Annotated in this window: 24 protein-coding genes; 15 read left to right on the forward strand and 9 right to left on the reverse strand. The window is 67.8% G+C overall.

What is annotated here, in order from left to right:
- The first annotated feature begins 20 nt into the window (after positions 1-20).
- Genes AC5Y31_RS18665 through AC5Y31_RS18675 form a run of 3 tightly spaced genes read left to right on the forward strand, consistent with a single transcriptional unit; the run spans position 21 to position 2,943 of the window.
- Positions 21-725 carry an SDR family oxidoreductase gene (locus AC5Y31_RS18665; protein ID WP_499982122.1) on the forward strand — a complete coding sequence of 235 codons (705 nt, stop codon included), beginning with the start codon at positions 21-23 and terminating at the stop codon, positions 723-725.
- Entirely contained in the window at positions 716-1,660 is a 945-nt protein-coding gene (locus AC5Y31_RS18670; protein WP_499982091.1) for a glycosyltransferase family 9 protein, read from the forward strand. Before AC5Y31_RS18665 ends, AC5Y31_RS18670 begins: the two co-directional genes overlap by 10 nt.
- Positions 1,657-2,943 carry a UDP-glucose dehydrogenase family protein gene (locus tag AC5Y31_RS18675; protein WP_499982092.1) on the forward strand — a complete coding sequence of 429 codons (1,287 nt, stop codon included), beginning with the start codon at positions 1,657-1,659 and terminating at the stop codon, positions 2,941-2,943. Before AC5Y31_RS18670 ends, AC5Y31_RS18675 begins: the two co-directional genes overlap by 4 nt.
- Before the next feature lie 139 nt (positions 2,944-3,082).
- Here the strand turns inward: AC5Y31_RS18675 and AC5Y31_RS18680 are convergent, their stop codons facing one another.
- Positions 3,083-3,244 (reverse strand): hypothetical protein, encoded by a 162-nt coding sequence (locus AC5Y31_RS18680; RefSeq protein WP_499982093.1) that lies wholly within the window; start codon positions 3,242-3,244, stop codon positions 3,083-3,085.
- A 64-nt stretch (positions 3,245-3,308) separates the two neighbouring features.
- On the opposite strand from AC5Y31_RS18680, the gene AC5Y31_RS18685 reads away from it, so the two are divergent.
- The 4 genes from AC5Y31_RS18685 to AC5Y31_RS18700 all read left to right on the forward strand — a co-directional run bounded on the left by AC5Y31_RS18685 (position 3,309) and on the right by AC5Y31_RS18700 (position 9,983).
- A complete protein-coding gene (locus tag AC5Y31_RS18685; RefSeq protein ID WP_301634142.1) occupies positions 3,309-4,265 on the forward strand; it encodes a TIGR03557 family F420-dependent LLM class oxidoreductase in 957 nt (318 codons plus the stop codon).
- Positions 4,262-4,933 (forward strand): UdgX family uracil-DNA binding protein, encoded by a 672-nt coding sequence (locus AC5Y31_RS18690; RefSeq protein WP_499982095.1) that lies wholly within the window; start codon positions 4,262-4,264, stop codon positions 4,931-4,933. The genes AC5Y31_RS18685 and AC5Y31_RS18690 overlap by 4 nt, the downstream gene beginning before the upstream one ends.
- A 74-nt stretch (positions 4,934-5,007) precedes the next feature.
- Positions 5,008-6,825: a thiamine pyrophosphate-requiring protein gene (locus AC5Y31_RS18695; protein WP_499982096.1), complete on the forward strand. Its 1,818-nt coding sequence runs from the start codon at positions 5,008-5,010 to the stop codon at positions 6,823-6,825.
- Positions 6,825-9,983: an FAD-binding and (Fe-S)-binding domain-containing protein gene (locus AC5Y31_RS18700; protein WP_499982097.1), complete on the forward strand. Its 3,159-nt coding sequence runs from the start codon at positions 6,825-6,827 to the stop codon at positions 9,981-9,983. The genes AC5Y31_RS18695 and AC5Y31_RS18700 overlap by 1 nt, the downstream gene beginning before the upstream one ends.
- On the opposite strand, the gene AC5Y31_RS18705 is transcribed toward AC5Y31_RS18700, so the two are convergent.
- On the reverse strand, positions 9,946-11,058 hold the full coding sequence (locus AC5Y31_RS18705; protein WP_065026207.1) for an enolase C-terminal domain-like protein: 1,113 nt from the start codon (positions 11,056-11,058) through the stop codon (positions 9,946-9,948). The genes AC5Y31_RS18700 and AC5Y31_RS18705 overlap by 38 nt on opposite strands.
- 124 nt (positions 11,059-11,182) lie before the next feature.
- Here AC5Y31_RS18705 and AC5Y31_RS18710 point away from each other — a divergent pair, with 124 nt between their 5' ends.
- Both AC5Y31_RS18710 and AC5Y31_RS18715 read left to right on the forward strand, forming a co-directional pair.
- On the forward strand, positions 11,183-11,866 hold the full coding sequence (locus AC5Y31_RS18710) for a HemK2/MTQ2 family protein methyltransferase (protein ID WP_499982124.1): 684 nt from the start codon (positions 11,183-11,185) through the stop codon (positions 11,864-11,866).
- Positions 11,863-12,084, forward strand: coding sequence for a CDGSH iron-sulfur domain-containing protein (locus AC5Y31_RS18715; RefSeq protein ID WP_065026206.1), 222 nt, complete (start codon positions 11,863-11,865; stop codon positions 12,082-12,084). The genes AC5Y31_RS18710 and AC5Y31_RS18715 overlap by 4 nt, the downstream gene beginning before the upstream one ends.
- Positions 12,085-12,099: 15 nt before the next feature.
- Here AC5Y31_RS18715 and AC5Y31_RS18720 read toward each other — a convergent pair whose 3' ends face one another.
- On the reverse strand, positions 12,100-12,306 hold the full coding sequence (locus AC5Y31_RS18720) for an Rv3202a family protein (RefSeq protein ID WP_065026205.1): 207 nt from the start codon (positions 12,304-12,306) through the stop codon (positions 12,100-12,102).
- Complete coding sequence (locus tag AC5Y31_RS18725) at positions 12,306-12,704, reverse strand: MerR family transcriptional regulator (RefSeq protein ID WP_065026204.1); 399 nt, start codon at positions 12,702-12,704, stop codon at positions 12,306-12,308. Before AC5Y31_RS18725 ends, AC5Y31_RS18720 begins: the two co-directional genes overlap by 1 nt.
- Before the next feature lie 113 nt (positions 12,705-12,817).
- On the opposite strand from AC5Y31_RS18725, the gene AC5Y31_RS18730 reads away from it, so the two are divergent.
- Both AC5Y31_RS18730 and AC5Y31_RS18735 read left to right on the forward strand, forming a co-directional pair.
- The gene (locus AC5Y31_RS18730; RefSeq protein WP_275080653.1) at positions 12,818-13,240 is read left to right on the forward strand and encodes an Hsp20/alpha crystallin family protein; all 423 of its coding nucleotides are present in this window, start codon (positions 12,818-12,820) and stop codon (positions 13,238-13,240) included.
- A gap of 465 nt (positions 13,241-13,705) precedes the next feature.
- Positions 13,706-14,053 carry a J domain-containing protein gene (locus tag AC5Y31_RS18735; RefSeq protein WP_499982100.1) on the forward strand — a complete coding sequence of 116 codons (348 nt, stop codon included), beginning with the start codon at positions 13,706-13,708 and terminating at the stop codon, positions 14,051-14,053.
- Between the two features lie 22 nt (positions 14,054-14,075).
- Here AC5Y31_RS18735 and AC5Y31_RS18740 read toward each other — a convergent pair whose 3' ends face one another.
- The 5 genes from AC5Y31_RS18740 to AC5Y31_RS18760 form a co-directional block, all read right to left on the reverse strand.
- Positions 14,076-14,936: a cyclopropane mycolic acid synthase family methyltransferase gene (locus AC5Y31_RS18740; RefSeq protein ID WP_499982101.1), complete on the reverse strand. Its 861-nt coding sequence runs from the start codon at positions 14,934-14,936 to the stop codon at positions 14,076-14,078.
- A 42-nt stretch (positions 14,937-14,978) separates the two neighbouring features.
- Complete coding sequence (locus tag AC5Y31_RS18745; RefSeq protein WP_499982102.1) at positions 14,979-15,812, reverse strand: MEDS domain-containing protein; 834 nt, start codon at positions 15,810-15,812, stop codon at positions 14,979-14,981.
- Complete coding sequence (locus AC5Y31_RS18750) at positions 15,812-16,768, reverse strand: anti-sigma factor RsbA family regulatory protein (protein ID WP_499982104.1); 957 nt, start codon at positions 16,766-16,768, stop codon at positions 15,812-15,814. The genes AC5Y31_RS18745 and AC5Y31_RS18750 overlap by 1 nt, the downstream gene beginning before the upstream one ends.
- A 129-nt stretch (positions 16,769-16,897) precedes the next feature.
- Positions 16,898-17,053 (reverse strand): DUF6131 family protein, encoded by a 156-nt coding sequence (locus AC5Y31_RS18755; RefSeq protein WP_165607377.1) that lies wholly within the window; start codon positions 17,051-17,053, stop codon positions 16,898-16,900.
- 14 nt (positions 17,054-17,067) lie between these two features.
- Positions 17,068-17,313, reverse strand: coding sequence for a hypothetical protein (locus AC5Y31_RS18760; RefSeq protein ID WP_082966604.1), 246 nt, complete (start codon positions 17,311-17,313; stop codon positions 17,068-17,070).
- Positions 17,314-17,443: 130 nt separating this feature from the next.
- On the opposite strand from AC5Y31_RS18760, the gene AC5Y31_RS18765 reads away from it, so the two are divergent.
- Genes AC5Y31_RS18765 through AC5Y31_RS18780 form a run of 4 tightly spaced genes read left to right on the forward strand, consistent with a single transcriptional unit; the run spans position 17,444 to position 21,366 of the window.
- Positions 17,444-17,941, forward strand: a complete 498-nt coding sequence (locus AC5Y31_RS18765; RefSeq protein WP_065026199.1) for a hypothetical protein — start codon at positions 17,444-17,446, stop codon at positions 17,939-17,941.
- A gap of 7 nt (positions 17,942-17,948) precedes the next feature.
- Positions 17,949-18,695 (forward strand): gluconate 2-dehydrogenase subunit 3 family protein, encoded by a 747-nt coding sequence (locus AC5Y31_RS18770; RefSeq protein WP_499982105.1) that lies wholly within the window; start codon positions 17,949-17,951, stop codon positions 18,693-18,695.
- Entirely contained in the window at positions 18,695-20,368 is a 1,674-nt protein-coding gene (locus AC5Y31_RS18775; RefSeq protein WP_499982107.1) for a GMC family oxidoreductase, read from the forward strand. The genes AC5Y31_RS18770 and AC5Y31_RS18775 overlap by 1 nt, the downstream gene beginning before the upstream one ends.
- Positions 20,365-21,366 (forward strand): SDR family oxidoreductase, encoded by a 1,002-nt coding sequence (locus AC5Y31_RS18780; protein WP_499982108.1) that lies wholly within the window; start codon positions 20,365-20,367, stop codon positions 21,364-21,366. Before AC5Y31_RS18775 ends, AC5Y31_RS18780 begins: the two co-directional genes overlap by 4 nt.
- Positions 21,367-21,561 lie beyond the last annotated feature (195 nt).

Here is a 21,561-nt window from a genome sequence, read left to right on the forward strand (position 1 = left end):
GAGAGGTGCGATAGATGGAAATGGCGAAGGAACTGGGCAACATCTTGATCGCCGGCGGAGCGTCCGGGCTGGGCGCCGCCACCGTCCGCGCGGTGCGGCGAGCCGGTGGGACACCGCTGGTGATCGACATCAACCCACCGGCCGAGGACCTGGGTGGTGGGGCCTACCGGTGCGCCGATCTCGCAGACACCGCGGCGGTCGAGGACGCCGTCGCCGATCTGGCCGGCACCGCCGACCAACCGTTGCGCGGGGTGTTCACGCCGGCGGGCATCGACAGCTGCGGGCGGCTGGATCGCGTCCCGGCCAAAGACTGGGAACGGGTACTGCACGTCAACCTGTTGGGCACCGCGGCGGTGATCCGCGCCGCACTGCCGTATCTCGACGCCGGGGGCGACGCCCGGATCGTCACCTGCGCATCGACGCTGGGCATCAAAGCGGTCAGCGACGCCACCGCCTACTGCGCATCCAAGTTCGGAGTGGTCGGCTTCACCCGGGCACTGGCCGCCGAACTGGCCGGTGAAGTCGGCGTAACCCTGCTCATCCCGGGCGGGATGACCACGCCGTTCTTCGACGGGCGCGCCGAGCAGTACAAGCCGCCGCCGGACGCCAAACTCAACGACCCCGACCAGGTGGCCGAGGCGGTGCTGTTCGCGCTGCGCCAGCCGGCCGGTAGCGAGATCCGGGAAATGGTGGTGTGCTCCAGCGAGGAAGCGTCGTGGCCGTAACCAGCAGCGCCACCGTGCTGGTGCTGCGGGCGCTGGGAGTGGGCGACCTGCTCACCGGCGTGCCGGCGCTGCGCGGGCTGCGCCGGGCATACCCGTCGGCGCGGATCGTGCTGGCCACGCGCGAGCCGCTGGCACCGCTGGCGCTGTTGTGCGGCGCGGTGTACGAGGTGGTGCCGACCGCCGGCCTCGGTGCGCTGCGGTGGTCCGGCCCGGCGCCGGAGGTGGCGGTCAACCTGCACGGGCGGGGCCCACAGAGCATCGCCGACCTGCTGCTCACCGGTGCGAAAACCGTTATCAGTCACGGAAACTGCGATCACCCGGCGGTGAGCGGGCCGCCCTGGCGTGACGACCTGCACGACGTGGACCGCTGGTGCATGCTGCTCGAATCCGCGGGAATCGCCTGCCGGACTGGCGAACTCGGCATCGGCAGGCCACCGGGATATCCGCGCCGAGACGGTGTCGTGGTGATTCATCCCGGTGCCGCGGCGCCGGCGCGGCGCTGGCCTCCGGAGCGGTTCGCCGCCGTCGCCGCAGCGCTGAGCCGTGCCGGGCACCGGGTGGTGGTGACCGGCTCGACCGCTGAACGCATCCTGGCCGAGACCGTCGCCGCCTACGCCGGATTGAGCTCGTCGGCGGTGCTCGCCGGGGAACTGGACCTGCTGGGCATGGTGGCGTTGATCAGCGACGCCCGGCTGCTGGTGTGCGGGGATACCGGCATCGGGCACGTCGCCACCGCCACCGGAACCGCCTCGGTGCTGCTGTTCGGTCCGACCCCGCCGGCGCACTGGGGCCCGCGCGGCCCGGGCCCGCACGTCGCCATCTGGGCCGGTGACCGCGGCGACCCGCACGCCGATCGGCCGGATGCGGGATTGCTGCTGATCACCCCGGCGCGCGTCATCGCGGCGGCCCGCGACGTTCTCGCGGAATGCGCATGACATCACGCGTCGGTGTCATCGGTGCCGGATATGTCGGCTTGACCACCGCCGTGTGTCTGGCCGCCGACGGGGTGGACACGGTGTGCATCGACACCGACCGGCGCCGTGTCGTCCAGCTGCGCGCCGGGTACGCCGCGATCGACGAACCGGGTATCACCGAGTTGCTGCGCGCCGGGCTGGCGCGCGAAACCCTGCGGGTCACCGATGATTACCGCCTACTGGCCGACCGCGACGTCGTCTTCGTCTGCGTACCGACACCCACCGGCGACGACGGCAACGCCGACCTGCGCGCCGTCGAACGTGCGGTGGCGCGCCTCGCCGACACGATGGCGCCGGGGTCGACGGTGGCGGTCAAATCCACTGTCCCGCCTGGGACCTGCTGCCGCCTCGGTGCGGCATTGGCGCCGGGGGGCATCCACGTCGTGGCCAACCCGGAGTTTCTCCGGGAGGGTTTCGCCGTCAAGGATTTCCAGCATCCTGACCGGGTGGTGATCGGGGCCGACGACGGCGCGGCCGCCGACGTGGTGGCGCAGCTGTACCCCGGGCAGTCGGTGTTGCGGATGAGCCAGGAGAGCGCGGAGCTGGCCAAGTACGCCAGCAACGCCTTCCTGGCGGTCAAACTGTCCTTCGTCAACTCGCTGGCCCAGCTTTCCAGCCGGGTCGGCGCCGATATCGCCGACATCGCCCGGTGCATGGGCGCCGACCCGCGGATCGGCCCACACTTCCTGCGGCCGGGCCCGGGCTGGGGCGGCTCGTGCCTGCCGAAGGACAGCGCGGCGCTGGTGTGCGCCGGCCGGGCGCACGGGGTGGAATTGCGGGAGATCGAATCCGCGCGGGCGACCAACGCCGCCCAGGTGCACCGGATCGCCGCCATGCTGCGGCAGCGGGCCGGCCGTCCGCTGACCGAGCTGAAGGTCGCGGTGCTGGGCCTGACGTTCAAGGCCGGTACCAGCGACATCCGGGACTCCCCGGCGATCGCGGTCTGCGCCGGCCTGCAACGGGTCGGCGCCCAGGTGACCGCCTATGACCCGCGGCTGGAGATGATCGACACCGCACAGCTGCCGATCGCGGTCGCCGACGATCCCTACGTCGCCGCCAAGGATGCCGACGCGATCGTGGTGCTCACCGAATGGCCCGACTTCGCCGAGCTGGATTGGGAGGCGGTCGCCCGATGCGCCGCTGCCGGTGCCGTGGTCATCGACACCCGCAACATCGTCGACCGCCATGCCGTGGGCGGGACCCGGCTGGCCTGCCTGGGCAACGGAACTCCCGGCGGCTACTGACCCCGGTTGACGCCCAAAGCTCGGGGGTAAACACCCTCACGCGCCCGCGCCTGGCGGGCAAACATCCGGGGAGGAACATCATGGCCACGCGAAATCACATTTTGGTAGGGACGGCGCTCGCCGCGGCGGCGGTGGCCACCTACATCGCGGTGGCGACGACTCCGGCCGCCCCCGCTGATCCGGCCACCCCGTCTCCGGCAGCCGCTTCGTCGACCACCATGACACCGACGTCCTCCGGGCCGGAGACGACCCGCAAGCCGGCCGACGCCACACCCACGCCGGCCCATCCTGCGACAACCACGCCCTGATTCCCGCGGAAACCGCCAACCACGATTAGCCGCCGCCACGGCGGGTATGCCTGCCTCATGACGACCCTGGGGTATGCGTTGTCCTGCGAGGAGTTTCACCCCAACGACCTGGTCCGCCAGGCGGTCCGGGCTCAGCAGGCCGGTTTCGAGGCGCTGTGGATCTCCGATCATTTCCATCCCTGGACCGACGCCCAAGGTCAGAGCGCGTTCGTGTGGTCGGTAATCGGAGCGCTGTCGCAATCCTGCACGCTGCCGATCACCACCGCGGTCACCTGCCCGATCGTGCGCACCCACCCGGCGGTGATCGCGCAGGCGGCGGCGACCAGCGCCGCGCTGCACGAGGGCCGCTTCGTCTTGGGCGTGGGCACCGGAGAGGCGCTGAACGAGCACATCACCGGCCGGCGCTGGCCACCGGCCGCGGTCCGGCGCGGCATGCTTGATGAGGCCGTGGCGGTGATCCGTGAGCTGTTCACCGGCGAACAGGTCAATCACCATGGGCGCTACTACACCGTCGAGAACGCCCGGCTCTACACGCTGCCGCCGGCGCCCACTCCGATCTACGTGTCTGGTTACGGACCGCACTCGGCGCGGCTGGCGGGCCGGATCGGCGACGGTTATCAGTGCAGCATGCCCGATGCCGCGCTGGTCTCGGAGTTCCACCATGCCGGCGGGATGGGCAAGCCCAGTCAGGCCGGGTTCAAGGTGTGCTACGCGGCGTCGAAAGAGGAGGGGGTGCGGACCGCGCACGAGTTGTGGCCCAGTGAGCAGCTACCCGGTGAACTGGGCCAGAACCTGCCCACCCCCACGCATTTCGAGCAGGCCTCGAGCCTGGTCACCACCGATGCGGTGGCACAGGCAGTGCCGGCCGGCCCGGACGCCAAACCGTATCTGGACCGGATAAAGGAATTCGCCGACGCCGGCTTCGACGAACTCTACGTTCAGCAGATCGGTCCGGACCAGGAGCAGTTCTTCGCCTTCTGGGAGTCCGAGATCGCGCCGGAGCTGGCGGCGTGAGCGCAACCACGAAAGTGCCAGGCGCGCAGCGTTATCTACCCGACAAGCGGACGCTGGGCGCACTGCGGGATGCCGCCGCCGGATGTCACGGCTGCGAGCTTTACCGCGACGCCACCCAGACCGTGTTCGGCGAAGGCCGCCGTGGCGCACCGCTGATGCTGGTCGGTGAACAGCCCGGCGATCAGGAGGACCGTCAGGGCCACCCCTTCGTCGGCCCGGCCGGCCGGCTGTTGGATCGTGCGATACACGACGCGGGAATCGACCCGGAGCTGATCTATGCGACCAACGCGGTCAAACATTTCAAGTTCACCCGCCGGGAGGGCAAACGCCGGATCCACCAGAAACCCGGCCGTACCGAGGTGGTGGCGTGCCGGCCCTGGCTGATCGCCGAGATCGAAGCGGTCCGGCCGCAACTGGTGGTCTGCCTGGGTGCCACCGCCGCGCAGTCGTTGCTGGGTACCGCATTCCGGATCTCCACCGGGCGCGGCAAGCTACTGCGGCTGCCGGACGCGGCGGGAGGGCGCAGCCGGGCCCGGGTGCTGGCCACCGTGCATCCCTCGGCGGTGCTGCGGGACCGCACCGACCGGCAGGAGGCCTACCGCGCCTTCGTCGACGACCTGCGGGTGGCGGGCGCTGCTGTGCCAGGAGAGAACAGGGCCGTGGTGTGACGGGCGGTGCCCGACAAGCGGCGTTTGGCAACGAGGGTGACGGGTAACCGTCAGCCCAGAGAAGGGAGCGCACAATGCCGAAAACTGCGGACTTCATCATCGACCGGTTACGCCAATGGGGGGTGCGCCGGATCTTCGGATATCCCGGCGACGGCATCCTCTCCATGCTCGGCGCACTTGACCGGGCCAACGGGGACCCGGAGCTGATCCAGCCCCGGCACGAGGAGATGGGCGCGTTCATGGCGACCGGGCACGCCAAGTTCACCGGCGAACTGGGCTGCTGTCTGGCCACCTCCGGCGGCGGTGCGATCCACCTGCTCAACGGGCTCTACGACGCGAAACTCGACCACCAGCCGGTGGTCGCCATCGTCGGTCAACAGAAGCGGATGTCGCTGGGTGCGGCATTCCAGCAGGAGATCGACCCGATGTCGCTGTACAAGGACGTCTCATCGGACTTCATCCAAACCTGCATGGCGCCCGTACAAGCCAGGCACCTGGTGGACCGGGCGTGCAAGGTGGCACTGACGAATCGGACGGTGGCCACCATCATCCTGCCGGAGGACGTCGCCGAGGAAGACGCGGTGCCCTCGCCACCGCGGATGCACGGCGCGGTGTACAGCAGCGTCGGCTGGAGCCGGTCGCGGATGTTGCCGGCGAAGCCCGAACTGCAGAAGGCGGCCGACATTCTCAACGACGCCAAGAAGGTGGCGATCCTCATCGGCGCCGGCGCCGCCGACGCGTCAGACGAGGTGGTGCAGGTCGCCGAATTGCTGGGCGCCGGAGTGGCCAAGACCTCCTTGGGGCGGGCCTCGCTGCCCGATGATCTGCCCTATGTCACCGGCCCGATCGGGCTGCTCGGCTCCACGGCCAGCGAAGCGATGATGTCGGGGGCCGACACCTTGTTCATGATCGGCTCCAGCTTCCCCTATGCCGAGTGGTTGCCCAAGGAAGGGCAGTGCCGCGGAGTGGAGATCAACCACGACGGCCGGATGATAGGCGTGCGGTACCCGATGGACGCCAATCTGATCGGTGACTCCAAAGACACCTTGCAAGAGCTGATCCCGCTACTCAAGCGCAAAGACGACCGGTCCTGGCGCAAGAAGATCGAAGGCGAGGTGCAGGAGTGGTGGCGGGTGCTCGACAAGCGGGCTCACGACAAGGCGAACCCGCTCAACCCCGAACTGGTGGTGCACGAGCTGTCCAAGCGGCTGCCCGACAACTCCGTCATCACCACCGATGCCGGCTCGGTGGCCAACTGGTGGGCGCGGCATCTGCGGCTGCGGCCGGGGATGGCCGCCTCACTGGCCGGCAACCTCGCCACCATGGGGCCCGGCACGCCGTATGCGATCGCCGCCAAGCTGGCACATCCGGGTCGCCCGGTGATCGCTCTGGTGGGCGACGGGGTGTTCCAGATGAACGGCATGGCCGAGATGATCACCGTCAAGCGCTACAAGGAGCGGTTGTCCAAGGGCCCGTTGATCTTCTGCGTGTTCAACAACCAAGATCTCAACCAGGTCACCTTCGAGCAGCGCGCGATGGGCGGGGAGAAGAAATTCGAGGGCTCCCAATACATTCCGGATGTGCCGTACGCCGAATTCGCCAAGCTGCTGGGCCTGACCGGTATCCGCTGCGATGACCCGAAGGACATCGGGAATGCCTGGGATCAGGCGCTGTCGGCCACCACCCCGGTGGTGCTGGAAGTGGTCGTCGACCCCGATGTCGCACCGGTGCCGCCGCAGATCCGGATGGACATCGCGAAGAACACCGCCAAGGCGATGATCAAGGATCCCGACCGGGTCAGCATCGCCACCAAGAACGCCAAGCAGAAGATGCACGAGTTCACCGAGTCGGCCAAGCAGACGGTGCGGGACCTGCGCGACAAGGACGATTGATGAGCCTGCTCGGCCACCGGTACACCGAGCAGATTCCCGCCCGGCCGGACACCCGGTTCGTCGCCGGGATGGCGGCGGTCGACCGGGTCAACGTGATCGGCCTGGAAAAGCAGTTGCGCCGTCACGTCGAAGGTGAGGTGCGCTTCGACGCCGGCACCAAGGCGATGTATGCCAACGACGCCTCCAACTATCGCCAGGTGCCGATCGGGGTGGTCGTGACCAAGACCATCGAGGATGTGGTGCAGACCGTGCGGGCCTGCCACGGCTACCGGGCACCGGTGCTGTGCCGCGGCGGTGGGACCAGCCTGTCCGGGGAGACCGTCAACGTGGCGGTGGTCATCGACTTCTCCAAGTATCTGACCAAGATCATCGACATCGACGCCGGGCGGCGGTTGTGCACCGTGCAGACCGGAGTGATCAACGAGCAACTCAACAAGGCCACCGGCGAGTACGGGCTGGTGTTCGGGCCGGACCCGTCGTCACATTCGCGGTGCACCCTGGGCGGCAACATCGGCAACAATTCGTGCGGCGTGCACTCGATCCAGGCGCACCTCTACGGGCCCGGCCCGCGCACCTCGGACAACACCCACGCGCTGGAGATCATCACCTACGACGGCGCCCGGTTCTGGGTGGGCAACAACGAAGAGAGCAAGATCGACGCGATCATCGCCCAGGGCGGCCGCAAAGGCGAGATCTATGCGGCACTGCGCGACCTGCGCGACAAGTACGCCGAGGACATTCGTCACGGCTACCCCGACGTCGACGAGCTACCGCGGCGGGTGTCGGGTTACAACCTCGACGAATTGTTGCCGGAGAAGGGTTTCAACGTCGCGCGCGCACTGGTGGGCGCCGAGGGCACCTGTGCGGTGGTGTTGAGCGCCACCGTGATGCTCATCCCGGCGATGCTGCACCGCAGCGTGGTGGTGGTGGCGTTCGACTCGCTCGGCGACGCCGGCGACCTGGCGCCGGAGATCCTGGAGTTCAAGCCGATCGGGTGCGAGGCGGTGGACAAGCTGCTGGTGCACGACCAGGAGCTGACCGGGGTCAACCCCGAGGGCAGAGCGGCGCTGCCGCAGCTGGATTCGGCCGGGGCGTGGCTGATGGTGCAGTTCGGCTCCGATGACCCCCAGGATGCCTCGGCACAGGCGCACCGATTCGCCGAGTGGTTGCAGAAGGCGAAGGGCTTCGACTCCGGGCGGATCGTGATGGCCCGCAGCAAGCAGGACGGCGGAAACAGCGCCGAGCTGTGGGCTATCCGGGAGGCGGGTCTGGGGTCGACGGCTTTCCCGGTGGACAGCGGCAATCACTGGCCCGGCTGGGAGGATTCGGCGGTGCCGCCGGCGCGGGTCGGGGACTACGTGCGAGACCTGCAGCGGCTCTACGCCGATCACGGGCTGCGCGGCGCCATGTACGGGCACCTGGGGGAGGGCTGCATCCACTCCCGGGTGAATTTCGATCTGCGCCACAAAGACGGGCTGGCCACCTACCGGCATTTCATGGAAGCCGCCGGCGATCTGGTGGCCTCCTACGGCGGATCCATGTCGGGTGAGCACGGTGACGGCCAGCAGCGCGCCGAGCTGCTCGGCAAGCAGTACGGCCCGCGACTGATCGAGGCGATGCGGGAATTCAAGTCGATCTGGGATCCGATGTGGAAGATGAACCCCGGCAAGGTCATCGACGCCTATCGGTTCGACGAGAACCTCAAGCTCGGCACCGACTACAACCCGCCGCGACCGGCGGTGAAGTTCGCCTATCCCGAGGATCACGGCGACTTCTCGCATGCCGCCTTGCGCTGCGTGGGGGTGGGTAAGTGCCGGGTGCCGGAGGCCAGTGGCACCATGTGTCCGAGCTATCAGGTCACCCGGGAGGAGAAGCACTCCACCCGGGGCCGCGCGCGACTGCTGTTCGAGATGCTGCGCGGCGAGGTGATTCAAGACGGTTGGCAGTCCAGAGAAGTCGCCGACGCACTGGACCTATGCCTGGCCTGCAAGGGCTGCACCAACGACTGCCCGGTCAACGTCGACATCCCGACCTACAAGTCGGAGTTCCTCTACCACCACTACCGGTCGTGGCGCCGGTGGCGGCCCCGCTACGCGTACGCCTTCGGCTTCATCGATCAGGCCGTCCGGCTGGCCGCCAGGGTGCCGGAGCTGGCCAACTTCGCCACCCATACGCCGGTGCTCTCGCGCATCGCCAAATTCGCCGGTGGCATCGACCGGCAGCGGCCGCTGCCGACGTTCGCACCGATGAGCTTGCAGCAGTGGTTCTTCCGGCGTCCGGTGGTCAACTCCGGCGGGCCACGGGTCATCCTGTTCCCCGACACCTTCAACAACCACCTGCACACCGATGTCGGTGTGGCCTGCGTGGAGGCCATCGAAGCGGCCGGCTGGCAGGTGCTCATGCCGCGCGGTCACATCTGCTGCGGACGCCCGCTCTACGACTACGGCTTCCTGGACATCGCGAAACGCTATCTGCTGAACGTGCTTTCCCAGCTGCGCGAGGAGATCCGGGATGACACACCGGTGGTCGGGATGGAGCCGAGCTGTCTGGCGGTGTTCAAAGACGAGCTGCCCAAGCTGCTTCCGTACGACGACGACGCCGAGCGGCTGGTGCGCAACAGTTATCACTTCGCGGAATTCCTCGCCAAGTTCGATATCGAGGTGCCGCAGACCTCCGGGATGCGGGCCCTGCTGTGGGGGCACTGCCATCAGCGGGCCACCGGCGGCGTCGACGCCGACCAGCAGGTGCTGCAGAAAATGGGTGTCGACGTCGAGCCGGTATCCGGGGGTTGCTGCGGGTTGGCCGGATCGTTCGGCTTCGAAGAGGGCAAGTACCAGATATCGATGGATTGCGGTGAGCAGGCGCTGTTTCCGGCCATCCGCAAGAATCCCGGCGCCACGGTGGTGGCCAACGGGTTCTCCTGCCAGACCCAGCTTTCCGACGCCCGCGCCGCCTCAGCGCTGCACCTGGGGCAGCTGATGGCCATGGCGCGGGAGTCAGCCGAGGTCGGCTCTGTCCGCCCGCCCGGGCGCCCGGCGCCCGGCACCTCGACGCGGGTCATCCGGACCGCCGGGCCGGTGGCCGCGGTCGCGGCTGGGATGGCGGCCGCTGCCGTCGGATTCAGGCGACGCGGAACTCGTCGAGGTCGGCCTGTTTGACGGTCAGCCCGTGCCCGGGCGAGGTGCGGTCCGGGCGTAGCACCCCGCCGGGCTCGGGGGTGATCACACCGTCGAAGGCCAGCCTTTCGATCCGCACATGGTCGTGGAAGTACTCCAGATGGCGCAGATGCCACAGCGCCGTGCCGACCTGAGCGCTGATCTGCGGCGCGCAGTGCAGCGACAGGTCGATGCCGCGGGCGTCGCAGAGCGCGCCGACTTTGAGCACACCGGTGATCCCGAGTGCGCGCGTGACGTCGGCCTGCAGGCAGTCGACCGCGCCGGCGGCCAGCATCTGCTCGAAATACGGTAGGTGGTAACCGTATTCGCCGGCGGTGATGTCCATCCCCGGCGGCCCGTTGCGGCTCAGCTGGTGCAGGCCCTCGAGATCATCGGAGCTGACCGGTTCCTCGAACCACCGCACGTCGAAATCGGCGTAGCGATGAGCCCACCACAGGGCCTGTTTGCGGTGGTAGGCGCCGTTGGCGTCGACGAACAACTCGATCCCGTCGCCGATCGCCGCGCGGGCCGCCGACACCCGGTTGGCGTCGGTATCCGGGTCGCGACCGACCTTCATCTTGACCCGGGGAATGCCGGCGTCGGCCCAGCCGCACAACTGCTCGCACAAGGTGTCGTTGTCGTAGGAGGTGAATCCGCCGCTGCCGTAGATCGGGGTGGTGTCGTGGACGGCGCCCAGGGTGATGACCAGCGGCTCGTCCAGCAGTCGCGCCCGTAGGTCCCACAGCGCGATGTCGACCGCGGCGATCGCCGAGGCGACCACGCCCGGCTTGCCCAGGTTGCGCACCGCGTGCTGCATTCCGGCCCACCGGGCCGGCGGCTGCAACGCGTCCTCGCCGGTGATGACGTCGGCCAGCTTGGCTTCCACCACGGTGGCCACCGCCGTTCCGCCGTAGGTGTAGCCGGTTCCGACGATTCCCCCGGCGCGGACGCTGACCAGCACGAATGTGGTCGAGTCCCAGGTCAGCGTGCCGTCGGACTCTGCGGAGTCGGTGGGGATCGAGTAGGCCGAGACCTCGACGGATTCGATCGGGATCGCGGTGGCTGCGCGCAAAGTCATGGCCGGTGACTACCCGCGAGGCGGAAGGGGTATGCCCGACGAACGGCCCATGGCACGTCTCGCGCCCGAGCAACGGCGTTTGTCGGCGACGGTGGCCGGGTAAACCGGGTGCGTGAACCCCATCATCGCCACGTCCGCTACCAGGACCGATTTACTGACTCCGCTCGGCGTCTATGCCCCGCAGCAGGATTCACACCTGCTGATAGAGACGATGGAATCGTCGGGCCTGGCCCGCGCAAGCCGGGTGCTCGACCTGTGTACCGGCTCGGGGGTGGTGGCGATCGCGGCGGCCGATATGGGCGCCGGCAGCGTCACCGCGTTCGACATCTGTCCGCGCGCGGTGCGGTGCTCGCGGGACAATGCGCGCACTGCCGGGGTGGATGTGGAGATCCGGCACGGCCCGTGGACCGGCGCGCTGGACTGCGACCCGTTCGACCTGATCGTGTCGAACCCGCCCTATGTGCCCAGTCCGCGCCACGGCGGCCCGATCCCGGCGGCCGGCGGCCCGGAGTGGTCGTGGAACGGCGGTGTCGACGGCCGGATCATCCTCGACCCGCTATGCCGCTCAGCCGGCACGCTGTTGCGCAGCGGTGGTTCCTTTCTGTTGGTCCAGTCAGCCCTGGCAGACACCGGCAGGTCGCTGAAAGTGCTGCGAGACGGCGGGTTGGACGCCGACATCGTGGCGTCCCGGTGGATTCCGTTCGGGCCGGTGCTCTCGGCGCGCGCCGGCTGGCTGGAACGAACCGGGCGGATGCCCCGCGGCTGCCGCGAAGAGCAGCTGGTGGTGATCCGGGCGGACAAACCATGACCGAACCGCGGCTGGTACGCCCGGTCCGCAACGGCCCGGTTCTGGTTCCCGGGCCGGTACGCATCGAGACACCCGAGGGCGTCGTCGAATCGGATCGGTTCATGGTCGCCATCTGCGCCTGCGGGCGCAGCCGCAATTACCCGCTCTGCGACACCAGCCACCGGCGCCGCGAACCGGCGCGCCGCCACGTGGACGACGACGTGGCCGAAACCGAGTAGGGGGGCGGTTCTGCGCTACTGGCCGGAGTCGTAGTCCTCGTCGGGGAGCGGAACGCTGGTCGCCTGCTCGATCAGGTCCGCAGGATTGGCCTCGATGTCGTTGACGTTTTCCAGGTCTGCTGGATCCAGACCGTGGTCCTCGTCGGAGGTGTCGATTCGCTGTTCGGCGAGATCGGCCTCCGGAACGCCCTCGGTCGGCGGCAGCCCTTCGGCGTTCGTCATCATGACCCCTTTCGTTTCTGTCGTTTCTGCGCCCGCGCGCCCTGGTCCGGTCGCACTGCGCGTTCGGCGGCGAGCAGGGCATAGTCCGACTTCAATTGGTCGTTATCGGACCTGAGCCTGCTGTTGTCCGACTCGAGGCGGGCGTTGCGGGCTTCGAGACCGAGGATCTCCCCGATACCGGCCACATTGACCCCCTCACCGACCAACTCCACGATCCGCTGCAGCCGCATCAGGTCGTGATCGCTGTAGCGGCGGGTCCCCCCCGCGGTGCGTGCCGGGGTGAGCAGGCCGCGGCTCTCGTAGAGCCGCAACGTCTGCGGACCGATACCGGACAGCTCGGCAGCCACCGAAATGCTGTATACCCCAAGCCCGGATCGGGCACTCATGTCGTCGGTCAACGCATGTCGCTTCCACTCGTCGCGAGATCCTCTTGCACGAACCTACCATCGGTGCTATATAAAAATCTATGTCGGCAGACATAGAAGATCTGCCGCAGTTCAAGGAGGTGGAGATGATGTTGATGCGTACCGATCCGTTCCGTGATCTCGACCGCTGGACCCAGCAAGTCCTGGGCACCGCGGCTCGGCCGGCGGTGATGCCGATGGACGCCTGGCGCGACGGAGATCAGTTCATCGTCGAGTTCGACCTGCCGGGAGTGCAGGCGGACACCTTGGACCTCGATGTCGAACGCAACGTGTTGACCGTGCACGCCGAACGGCCCGGCCTCGATCAGAGCCGCGAGATGGTGTCGGCGGAACGGCCGCGCGGCCTGTTCAGCCGCCAGCTGTTTCTGGGCGACAACCTCGATGCCGAGCAGATCCAGGCCAGCTACCAGGACGGCGTGCTTCGGCTGACCATTCCGGTTGCGGAGAAGGCGAAGCCGCGCCGGATCAAGGTCGCCAGTGGACACGGCGAGCGGGCCATCAACGGCTGATTGCGAGGGGCCGGGAGGCGGCTGGTGAAGGAGGTGAGCAGCATGACCACCAACACTTTGACCGCGGAGGTGCTGGGCGAGGCGGAGTGCATCGTGCGCGCCGAATGGCTGCGACTGCTGAGCGCCGCCATCCCGGAGCACTGCCACGCGGTGCGCACCGAAATGCCCGCCACCCGGTCCCGACCCCCGCAGCTCGCCATTCGTTGCGCCACGCTTGGGCGGCGTGGCGTCCCAATACCGGCCTGCCGGTCGCACCGGTGGGCCACCCGGCGGCGTAACAGCCGGGTGTGGCCCACGCAGCGGTCGCCTCCGGGACGCCGCCCGCCTTGTCCGCTCGCACCTGGGAGGTGATAGCCCTTACCCGACACCGGAGTCCGGCGTGGTCCCGCTGCCCCCTGCTCTCCCGGCAGCGGGACCACGCCGCCCTACAAGCCTTCCGTTGCTGATCGAGCGTGGTGGAACATGATGAGCGAGAGCTTTGATCCCTACGACGTGCTGGGAGTGATGTCTTCGGCCACTCCGGCTCAGATCAGCCACGCCTTCCGCACCAAGGTGCGCGCCCTGCACCCTGACACCGGATCTGCGCGTTCGCAGCTTTCCGATGATGTGGCGGCACAGTTGCAGCAGCTGCTGCGGGCACATGACGCGCTGCGTCGGGGCGGCCGCCGGAACGCTGACGCCGATCCGCCCCGGCCAAAGCATCCCACGGCGAATCCAGCAAGGCCGGTGAAGATCCCGGTCACTTACCGTCGCCCATCGGCACCCGAATCTCGAGCAGGCCTGTGGGCCGGGCCGGTGCGTCGGCACCGCTGACTGGGCTACCCGCGTCGGCGGGTCACTTCTGCAGGGTGTACTGGTGGACGCTGGTGTAGCCGTCGCGAAACAGCTTGACGCAGCCGTTGAGGTATTTGTCGTAACGGTCATAGACCGCTTCGGACTGCGCTGCGATCGCCTTGTCTTTGTTGGCCGCCAGCGCCGCCGCCCAATCCTGAAGGGTACGCACGTAGTTGGGCCCGATCTCATGGATGCGCGCGACGGTGAATCCGGCTTCGGTCGCGCGGTCGGCGACCATGGACACCGTCGGCAGCTGACCTCCGGGGAAGATCTCGGTCATGATGAACTTGTTGAATCGGGCCAAGCTCATGGTCAGCGGAAGACCCAGCCGTTGCGCGTCGTCCTGGGTGATCGCGGTGATGGTGTGCAGCAGCATCGCCCCGTCGGACGGCAGAACGCGGTGGGCCATGTTGAAGAATTCGGGGTAACGCTTGTGCCCGAAGTGCTCGAAGGCGCCGATGGAGACGATGCGATCGACCGGCTCGTCGAATTCTTCCCAGCCCTGCAGACGCACCTCCACGGTGCGCTGCGTGGGTATCTCGGCCAGCTTGGCGATGGCGTATTCGCGTTGCCGCTCACTGAGTGTCAGCCCGATGACGTTGACGTCGAATTCTTCCAGCGCGCGCCGCATCCCGCCGCCCCAGCCGCAGCCGACGTCCAGCAGCGTCATGCCCGGCTGCAGCCCCAGCTTTCCCAGTGCGAGGTCGAACTTGGCGTTCTGCGCCTCATCGCGGGTGGTCTCCGGATGCTGGTAATACCCGCAGGTATATCCCATCGTGGGGCCTAGGAACAGCTCGAAGAACTCATTCGAGATGTCGTAGATCGATTGCAGTTCGGCGTACTTGGGTTCTAGCTCAGACATCGATCTTTTACGCTACACCGACATTCGACAGTTCGGGAGGCTTCACACCGCGGTGTCGAGACGGACGTTGTGGAAGCCGATCAGCTCGAACAGCCGGTGCACGGTCGGTAGATTGCTGCGCAGCACCGCCGTTCGGCCATGGGCGGCGCAGCACCGGTCGAGCAGGACGAGTTGGCGGTGGCCGACGAATTCCAGCTCCCGCGCGTCGATGTCCAGAGTTCCGTGCGACAGCAGCGGCAGGATTCGCTGCAAGGTGGCGATGAACAGGGCCTCGCTGGCGGCGTCGAGATCACCGGTCAGCGCGATCGCATTGCGCCGGGCGGGTTGGGTGGACAGCTGGAACGGAACCGGCCTCGGCCCGGTCCCCGGGTGCAGGCACAACAACCCGGCAGCGTCGTCGCCGAGTTCAGCGATGTCGTAACCACATAGCGCCGCGACGGGCAGCGTCGATATCCGCCGGTCACCGAGGAACTCCAGGGCCGCTTGGGCCTCCCGCTGGGCCGGCGTCCGAACCACCGGTGTCACGTCGATGACAATCCGCAGACCGCTATAGCCGTCTGCGACTGATGCGATCGCGGCGGCCGCGTAGCGCTCGACCATGCTCTCGGCATCGACGACGTCACCGCCGGCACGGAACCGGAAGTGCTCCGGCACGGTTTTGATGTCCACCTCGTCCGCGCCGGCACCGAGTCCGGCCGCAGCCAAAGCGGCCCGGAGCGCCGCGGGTTCATCCTCACCGACGTAGACCATCCGCTGGTCCAGGTTCAAGCCGACCGCGAGGTATTCCGCGGCCCGACAGAGGAATTCGTCGTGGCCCTGGTACTGCCAGCCGATGTGTCCGAATTCGCCCGACGGGTCTGCCCGCAAGGTTCCCATCACGCCGGCTCCCTTATCCGCAGATGTGCCTGCACGGTGGTACCGGTTACCGCGCTGTGAATGCGTACCAGATCCGCGGTCGCGTTGACCACGAACAATCCGCGTCCCTGGTGGTCGTCGAGCTTGAGCGGCCATCGGCCGGCCATCGGGTCCGCCAGGTAGCCGGAGTCGCGCACCTGGCAGATCAATTGGCCGTCGGTCTCCCAGAGCGCCACGGTGCAGGGGCCGCTCCCGTGCTGCAGGCTATTGGATGCCAGCTCATTGACGATCAGTTGCAGATCGGCGATGTCGGCGGCGGAAAAACCGAACCAGCGGGCGTATCTGGCGGAAAACGCCCGGGCGGCCGACAGATCGGCGAGCCGGTTCAGTGTGTAGCTCGCCGCCGTCGGGCTGCTGGGCAGCGGCTCGTTGTAGCGGGCCCAGGCCGCCTCGGGGGCGAATCCCTCGCTGGTTCGCTCCGGATGCCCGGCACCGTCCAGGCGCGGGTGGGTGATCTCGGCATCGAGGAGGATGTCGGAGCCCAGTTGCGTTGCGTCGTAAGGGCAGAGCAGCGTGATGTCCCGGCCGGTGAATGCCTGGTTGGCCAGCGCCTCATGTTGAACGCAGGCCGGATACTCCTGCTCGGACCGGTCCTTCCAGACCGGCTCGCCGACCATTCGCACCCGCCCGCACGGGTGACCGGCGGCGAACATGCCCATCACGCCCCCGAGAATGTGCCCGGGGTTGCGTCCTACCTGGCTCATGTCCGCCAGCGTCACGCCCTCGGCGATCCCTCGGGGGAGGCTATCGCGCAGCAGTGAGAGGTTGGGCTCTGGCACAGCCACCAGGACGGGAAATCCGGCGACAACGCTGTCGGTGACGAACGGGCAGATGGAATCCAGGTATTCGCGCGGGGATCGGTAGAACAGCGCGATATGACTGAAAGTGCCGCGATCGTCGTCGGCCGTGCCGGTCATCGCATGTGCCCCCGTTGTCTACCGTGAGCGGGCCGCAGAACCTCGCCAGTCTAACGCGGCCGCCCGCCACTGGGAGGGTAGGCGACCGTTAGCTTGACCGCGCGCGGGAAAGGCGCCCAGCGGTACTGATCAATACCAGTAGCGCCGGCCCGCGACCGGACGACCGACCGCGCCCAGGATCCACAGTGCTGCGCCGATAACCAGTAGAATGATTCCGATCGTCCACAAGATGTTGATCTTGAAAACGAGGGCCAGAATAAGCAGGATCACTCCGAGCGCGATCATCACCAATCCCTTCTCTAAACAACCGAACTGACTACACCCGACGAAGAGGGCTGCGGCAAACGGCAATCGGTCACGACCGGGTTGTATCCGGCATAGTTCAAGGGGCCCGCCAGCGTGGTAACAGCGATGGTTCCGGCAGTGGCACAACTGGTTTGACCACCGCGGAAATAATCACGTTGCCAGGCGGCGACGACGCCGATAAGCAGCCATATCAGCACAATCGCCCCGGCTAACCCACCGAACCGCATCCGTCCCTCCATTCACCTGTACCCGATCAATTCCCGCTTCTCTCGCTGTTGAAACCTGGCGGTCCGCATGGCGATGTTTGACCCCGGCAGCAGCGGGGTACTGCGGCCGAGTTGGACGGAAGAATGACAGGACGGAGCGCAGATGATGTTGCTGGGCACCGGCGAATCGGGCTTGCGGGCGGGTAGTCACGCGGAGTGGATCGGCGAGGCCGGCGACCTTGTCGACCACCTGTTGCGCAACGTCGCACACGGCCGGTTCGAGAGGTCGTTGTCGGCGATGACGGCGGTGGCGGCGGTGGTGACGACCGCCGAGATCTATCTCGAGCATTACAAGGCCGGCTTCGGCAACAAATGGATGTGGAGCCCGGTGCTGGTCACGCCGCCGGTGGTGGTGGCAGGCATCGGCGGTGTGTTCTCCCGCCGCTGGGCCAAACGCTGGTTGCCGTTGAGCGCCGGGATCTACGCCGCCAACGGCCTGCTGGGTGAGTACCTGCACGCTCGCGGGGTGGCCCGCAAGCCCGGCGGCTGGAAGAACGCGTCCTACAACGTTCCGATGGGTCCGCCCATCGCGGCGCCCGGCCTGATGGCCATGGTGGGCGGGATGGGCCTGTTGGCCGCGGTGCTGCGTCGCGAGCGCTGAGGTGCCCATGGCCGACACCTCCCTTCCCGACCACCTACCCAACCTACGGGCGGATCGTCAACCGCCACATCCGTCCTGGCTGCCTCGCCAGCGCCGCGGCACCACACCGCAGATGATCGGGCGCTACCCGGATTTCGACGTGCTCGAGTCCCAAGACAGCTGGGACGAGGCCACCAGAAAAGTGGTGCTGGACCGGCTGGAGCCGCCGGGGCCGCTGCGGTTCTTCACCGCCGCCGAGGAGCCCACCCTACGGGCGTTCTGTGACATCGTGCTGGCACAAGACGCCGAGCCCCGGGTGCCGGTCGCCGAGTTCATCGACGCCAAACTGGCAGACGGCCGGCTCGATGGCTATCAGTACGCCGACATGCCCGACGACCGTGACACCTGGCGGCTGGTGCTGCAGGGACTGGACGAGGCCGCCCGGGACCGGTACGGCCGGGCATCGTTCGCCGACGCCGAGGTGGCCACCCAACTGGCGCTGGTCAACCAGTTCTCCCGGGGCTGGTTGCGGGAAGGCGGCTTCGCGCAGCTGAACTCGAGCCGGGCCTGGTCGGTGTGTATGCGGATGACGTTGTCGGCGTTCTACTCACACCCGTGGGCCTGGAACGAGATCGGATTCGGCGGGCCGGCGTACCCGCGCGGCTTCATGCGGCTGGGCGGCCCCAGCGGACCGTCCGCGGTGCGCGAACCGTTCGAGGCCCCGGGCGCCACCGACGAAGACCCGGTAGAGCTGGTGCAGGAAGAGGATTCGTAGTGGGCGATTTCTGGCGCGGCCTGCTCAAGGGATCGCTGGGCCCACCCGCCAATGACTCACGGTTCCTGCTCGATGTGCATTCGCGGCAGTTGCCCGGCGAGCAGACGATGCGCCGATATGCGACCGACGATCAGGTCGACCTGGTGGTCGTCGGCGCGGGCGCCGGGGGATCGGTGTTGGCACAACGGCTGGCGCGGGCCGGCTGGCGCGTCGTGATCATCGAGGCGGGTCCGTTCTGGCATCCCGACAGCGACTGGGTCTCCGATGAAGCCGGCTCCCATCGGCTGTACTGGACACAGAAGCGCATCATCGGCGGGGATGACCCGATCGAGTTGGGCAAGAACAACTCCGGGCGCGGCGTCGGCGGCTCGATGGTGCACTACGCCGGCTACTGCCCGCGTTTCCACCCCAGCGACCTGCGCACGCGCAGCCTCGACGGCGTCGGGGTGGACTGGCCGATCGACTACGAGGACATCCGCCGGCACTACGAAGTGCTGGAAGCCGAACTGCCGGTGGCCGGGCAGAACTGGCCGTGGGGCTATCCACACCGCTATCCGGCGTCGCCGCACCCGATCTCCGGTGCCGCATCGAAGCTGTGGGAAGGTGCCCGCAATCTGGGGATCGAGATGCGGGTCGGCCCGGTCGGAATCGTCAACGGCACCTTCGGGAACCGGCCGCACTGCATCTACCGGGGCTACTGCCTGCAGGGCTGCAAGGTCAACGCCAAAGCCAGCCCCTACGTCACTCATCTGCCCGATGCGCTGGCACATGGCGTGGAGATCCGGGCCGACTGCATGGCGTCCCGCATCGAACTCGACGACACCGGAGCCGCGCGCGGTGTCGTCTACTTCGACAGCCGTGGCAGCGAGCACCTGCAGCGCGCCAAAGTCGTCGCGGTCGCCGGCTACTCCATTGAAACTCCACGGCTGCTACTCAATTCGACCAGCGCCCGATTTCCGCACGGGCTGGGCAACAATACCGATCAGGTCGGGCGCTACGTCATGGTCCAGGGCGCCGCCCAGACCGCGGGCCGATGGCCGGAAGAGCTGCGGATGTACAAGGCGCCGCCGCCGCAGGTGAGCAGCGAGCAGTTCTACGAAACCGACACCGCCCGCGGATTCGCCCGCGGCTTCTCCATCCAGACGGTGTCACCGCTGCCGATCGGCTGGTCCGAGCACGTGCTCGCCGACGGGCACTGGGGGCGGGCGCTGCGCGAATACATGCGCGACTACAACCACTGGAGCACGATCGGCGTGCTCAATGAACTGCTGCCGCGGCCGGACAACCGGATCACGCTGGCTGACGAAACCGACTGCTACGGCATACCGGTGGCCCGAATGGACTACAGCCGCTGCGACAACGACAAGGCGAACATGGAGTACTCCACCAAGGTGATCACCGACATCCTGTATGCGGCCGGAGCGCAGGATGTGCTGACCATCCAGCGCTATGCCCATCTGATCGGGGGCGCCCGGATGGGCACCGCCCCGGAGAACTCCGTCGTCGATTCCGACCATCGGGTGTGGGGGGTGCCGAACCTGTTCCTCTCCGACGGCTCGGTATGCCCGACCCAGGGATCGGCCAATCCGGCCCTCACCATCATGGCGCTGGCCTCCCGGCTCGCGGAGCGGCTTGCCGGAAAGCGCCTCTTGCAGAAGGGAAGCCCGTCATGACACACACCGTCGTCGTCACCGGGGCCAGCGCCGGGATCGGTCGCGCCGTCGCGCAACAGTTCGGTGCGCGCGGGGACAACGTGGCCCTGCTGGCTCGGGGCGAAGCCGGATTGCGGGGCGCGGCAAGCGATGTCAAGGAAGCCGGTGGGACCGCGCTGCCTATTCCCACCGACGTCGCCGACCATGCGGCGGTGGAAGCCGCCGCCGACCGTGTCGAAGCCGAACTCGGCCCGATCGACATCTGGGTCAACGTCGCCTTCACATCGGTGTTCGCGCCGTTCAGCGAGATCCGGCCCGCGGAATTCAAACGGGTGACCGAGGTCAGCTACCTCGGCTTCGTCTACGGCACCATGGTGGCGCTGGCCCGGATGAAGCCCCGTGACCGCGGCACCGTCGTGCAGGTGGGCTCGGCGCTGGGGGAGCGCTCGATTCCGCTGCAATCGGCGTATTGCGGTGCCAAGCACGCGGTCAACGGATTCACCGAATCGGTGCGCTGCGAGCTGCTGCACGAAGGCTCGAAGGTGAACATCACGATCGTTCAGATGCCGGCGGTCAACACCCCCCAGTTCTCCTGGGTGCTGTCGCGGCTGCCTCGCCACCCGCAGCCGGTGCCGCCGATCTACCAGCCGCAGCTGGTCGCCCGGGCGGTGGTGCATGCCGCCGACCACCCTCGGCACAAGCAGTACTGGGCGGGGGAGAGCACCATCGCCACCTTGCTGGCGCAGAAGATCGCCGCACCGCTGCTGGACCGCTACCTGGCCCGTACCGGCTATGACTCGCAGCAGACCAGCGAATACATCGACGGCACCGCGGTGCAGAACCTGTGGGAGCCGGTGGACGCCGCCACCGATCACGGCGCGCGGGGTGTGTTCGACGACTCCTCGCATGCGCACAGCCCGCAGATCTGGGCGTCGCGGCACGCCGGGCTGGTCGCTACAGCGGCCACCGCGCTGGGCGTGGCCGGAGCCGGTGTGCTGGCCGCCGCACGGCGGCGTTGATTCTCACGGTTTCCTTAATTGCCGGTGCCGGATCGGGCCGGTTTCTTGTCGGTGTGCCGAACTAGTGTTCGATTTATGGGCAGGGACGCTTTCGCGGATCGGGACACCATCATGCGGTGCCTCGATGAGCAGGAGGCGATTAATGCCCGATTGGCGCAGTGTTCATTCGATGCGTTGAGCACCGAGGAGCTGGTG

The sequence above is a fragment of the Mycobacterium sp. NGS18 genome (genome assembly GCF_059813185.1).

Coding starts and splice junctions, on each gene's coding strand:
- AC5Y31_RS18665 (WP_499982122.1), top strand. CDS start 21: ATGGCGAAGGAACTGGGCAACATCTTGATCGCCGGCGGAGCGTCCGGG.
- AC5Y31_RS18675 (WP_499982092.1), top strand. CDS start 1,657: ATGACATCACGCGTCGGTGTCATCGGTGCCGGATATGTCGGCTTGACC.
- AC5Y31_RS18685 (WP_301634142.1), top strand. CDS start 3,309: ATGACGACCCTGGGGTATGCGTTGTCCTGCGAGGAGTTTCACCCCAAC.
- AC5Y31_RS18695 (WP_499982096.1), top strand. CDS start 5,008: ATGCCGAAAACTGCGGACTTCATCATCGACCGGTTACGCCAATGGGGG.
- AC5Y31_RS18700 (WP_499982097.1), top strand. CDS start 6,825: ATGAGCCTGCTCGGCCACCGGTACACCGAGCAGATTCCCGCCCGGCCG.
- AC5Y31_RS18705 (WP_065026207.1), bottom strand. CDS start 11,058: ATGACTTTGCGCGCAGCCACCGCGATCCCGATCGAATCCGTCGAGGTC.
- AC5Y31_RS18715 (WP_065026206.1), top strand. CDS start 11,863: ATGACCGAACCGCGGCTGGTACGCCCGGTCCGCAACGGCCCGGTTCTG.
- AC5Y31_RS18720 (WP_065026205.1), bottom strand. CDS start 12,306: ATGACGAACGCCGAAGGGCTGCCGCCGACCGAGGGCGTTCCGGAGGCC.
- AC5Y31_RS18730 (WP_275080653.1), top strand. CDS start 12,818: ATGATGTTGATGCGTACCGATCCGTTCCGTGATCTCGACCGCTGGACC.
- AC5Y31_RS18735 (WP_499982100.1), top strand. CDS start 13,706: ATGAGCGAGAGCTTTGATCCCTACGACGTGCTGGGAGTGATGTCTTCG.
- AC5Y31_RS18740 (WP_499982101.1), bottom strand. CDS start 14,936: ATGTCTGAGCTAGAACCCAAGTACGCCGAACTGCAATCGATCTACGAC.
- AC5Y31_RS18745 (WP_499982102.1), bottom strand. CDS start 15,812: ATGGGAACCTTGCGGGCAGACCCGTCGGGCGAATTCGGACACATCGGC.
- AC5Y31_RS18750 (WP_499982104.1), bottom strand. CDS start 16,768: ATGACCGGCACGGCCGACGACGATCGCGGCACTTTCAGTCATATCGCG.
- AC5Y31_RS18755 (WP_165607377.1), bottom strand. CDS start 17,053: ATGATCGCGCTCGGAGTGATCCTGCTTATTCTGGCCCTCGTTTTCAAG.
- AC5Y31_RS18760 (WP_082966604.1), bottom strand. CDS start 17,313: ATGGAGGGACGGATGCGGTTCGGTGGGTTAGCCGGGGCGATTGTGCTG.
- AC5Y31_RS18765 (WP_065026199.1), top strand. CDS start 17,444: ATGATGTTGCTGGGCACCGGCGAATCGGGCTTGCGGGCGGGTAGTCAC.
- AC5Y31_RS18770 (WP_499982105.1), top strand. CDS start 17,949: ATGGCCGACACCTCCCTTCCCGACCACCTACCCAACCTACGGGCGGAT.
- AC5Y31_RS18780 (WP_499982108.1), top strand. CDS start 20,365: ATGACACACACCGTCGTCGTCACCGGGGCCAGCGCCGGGATCGGTCGC.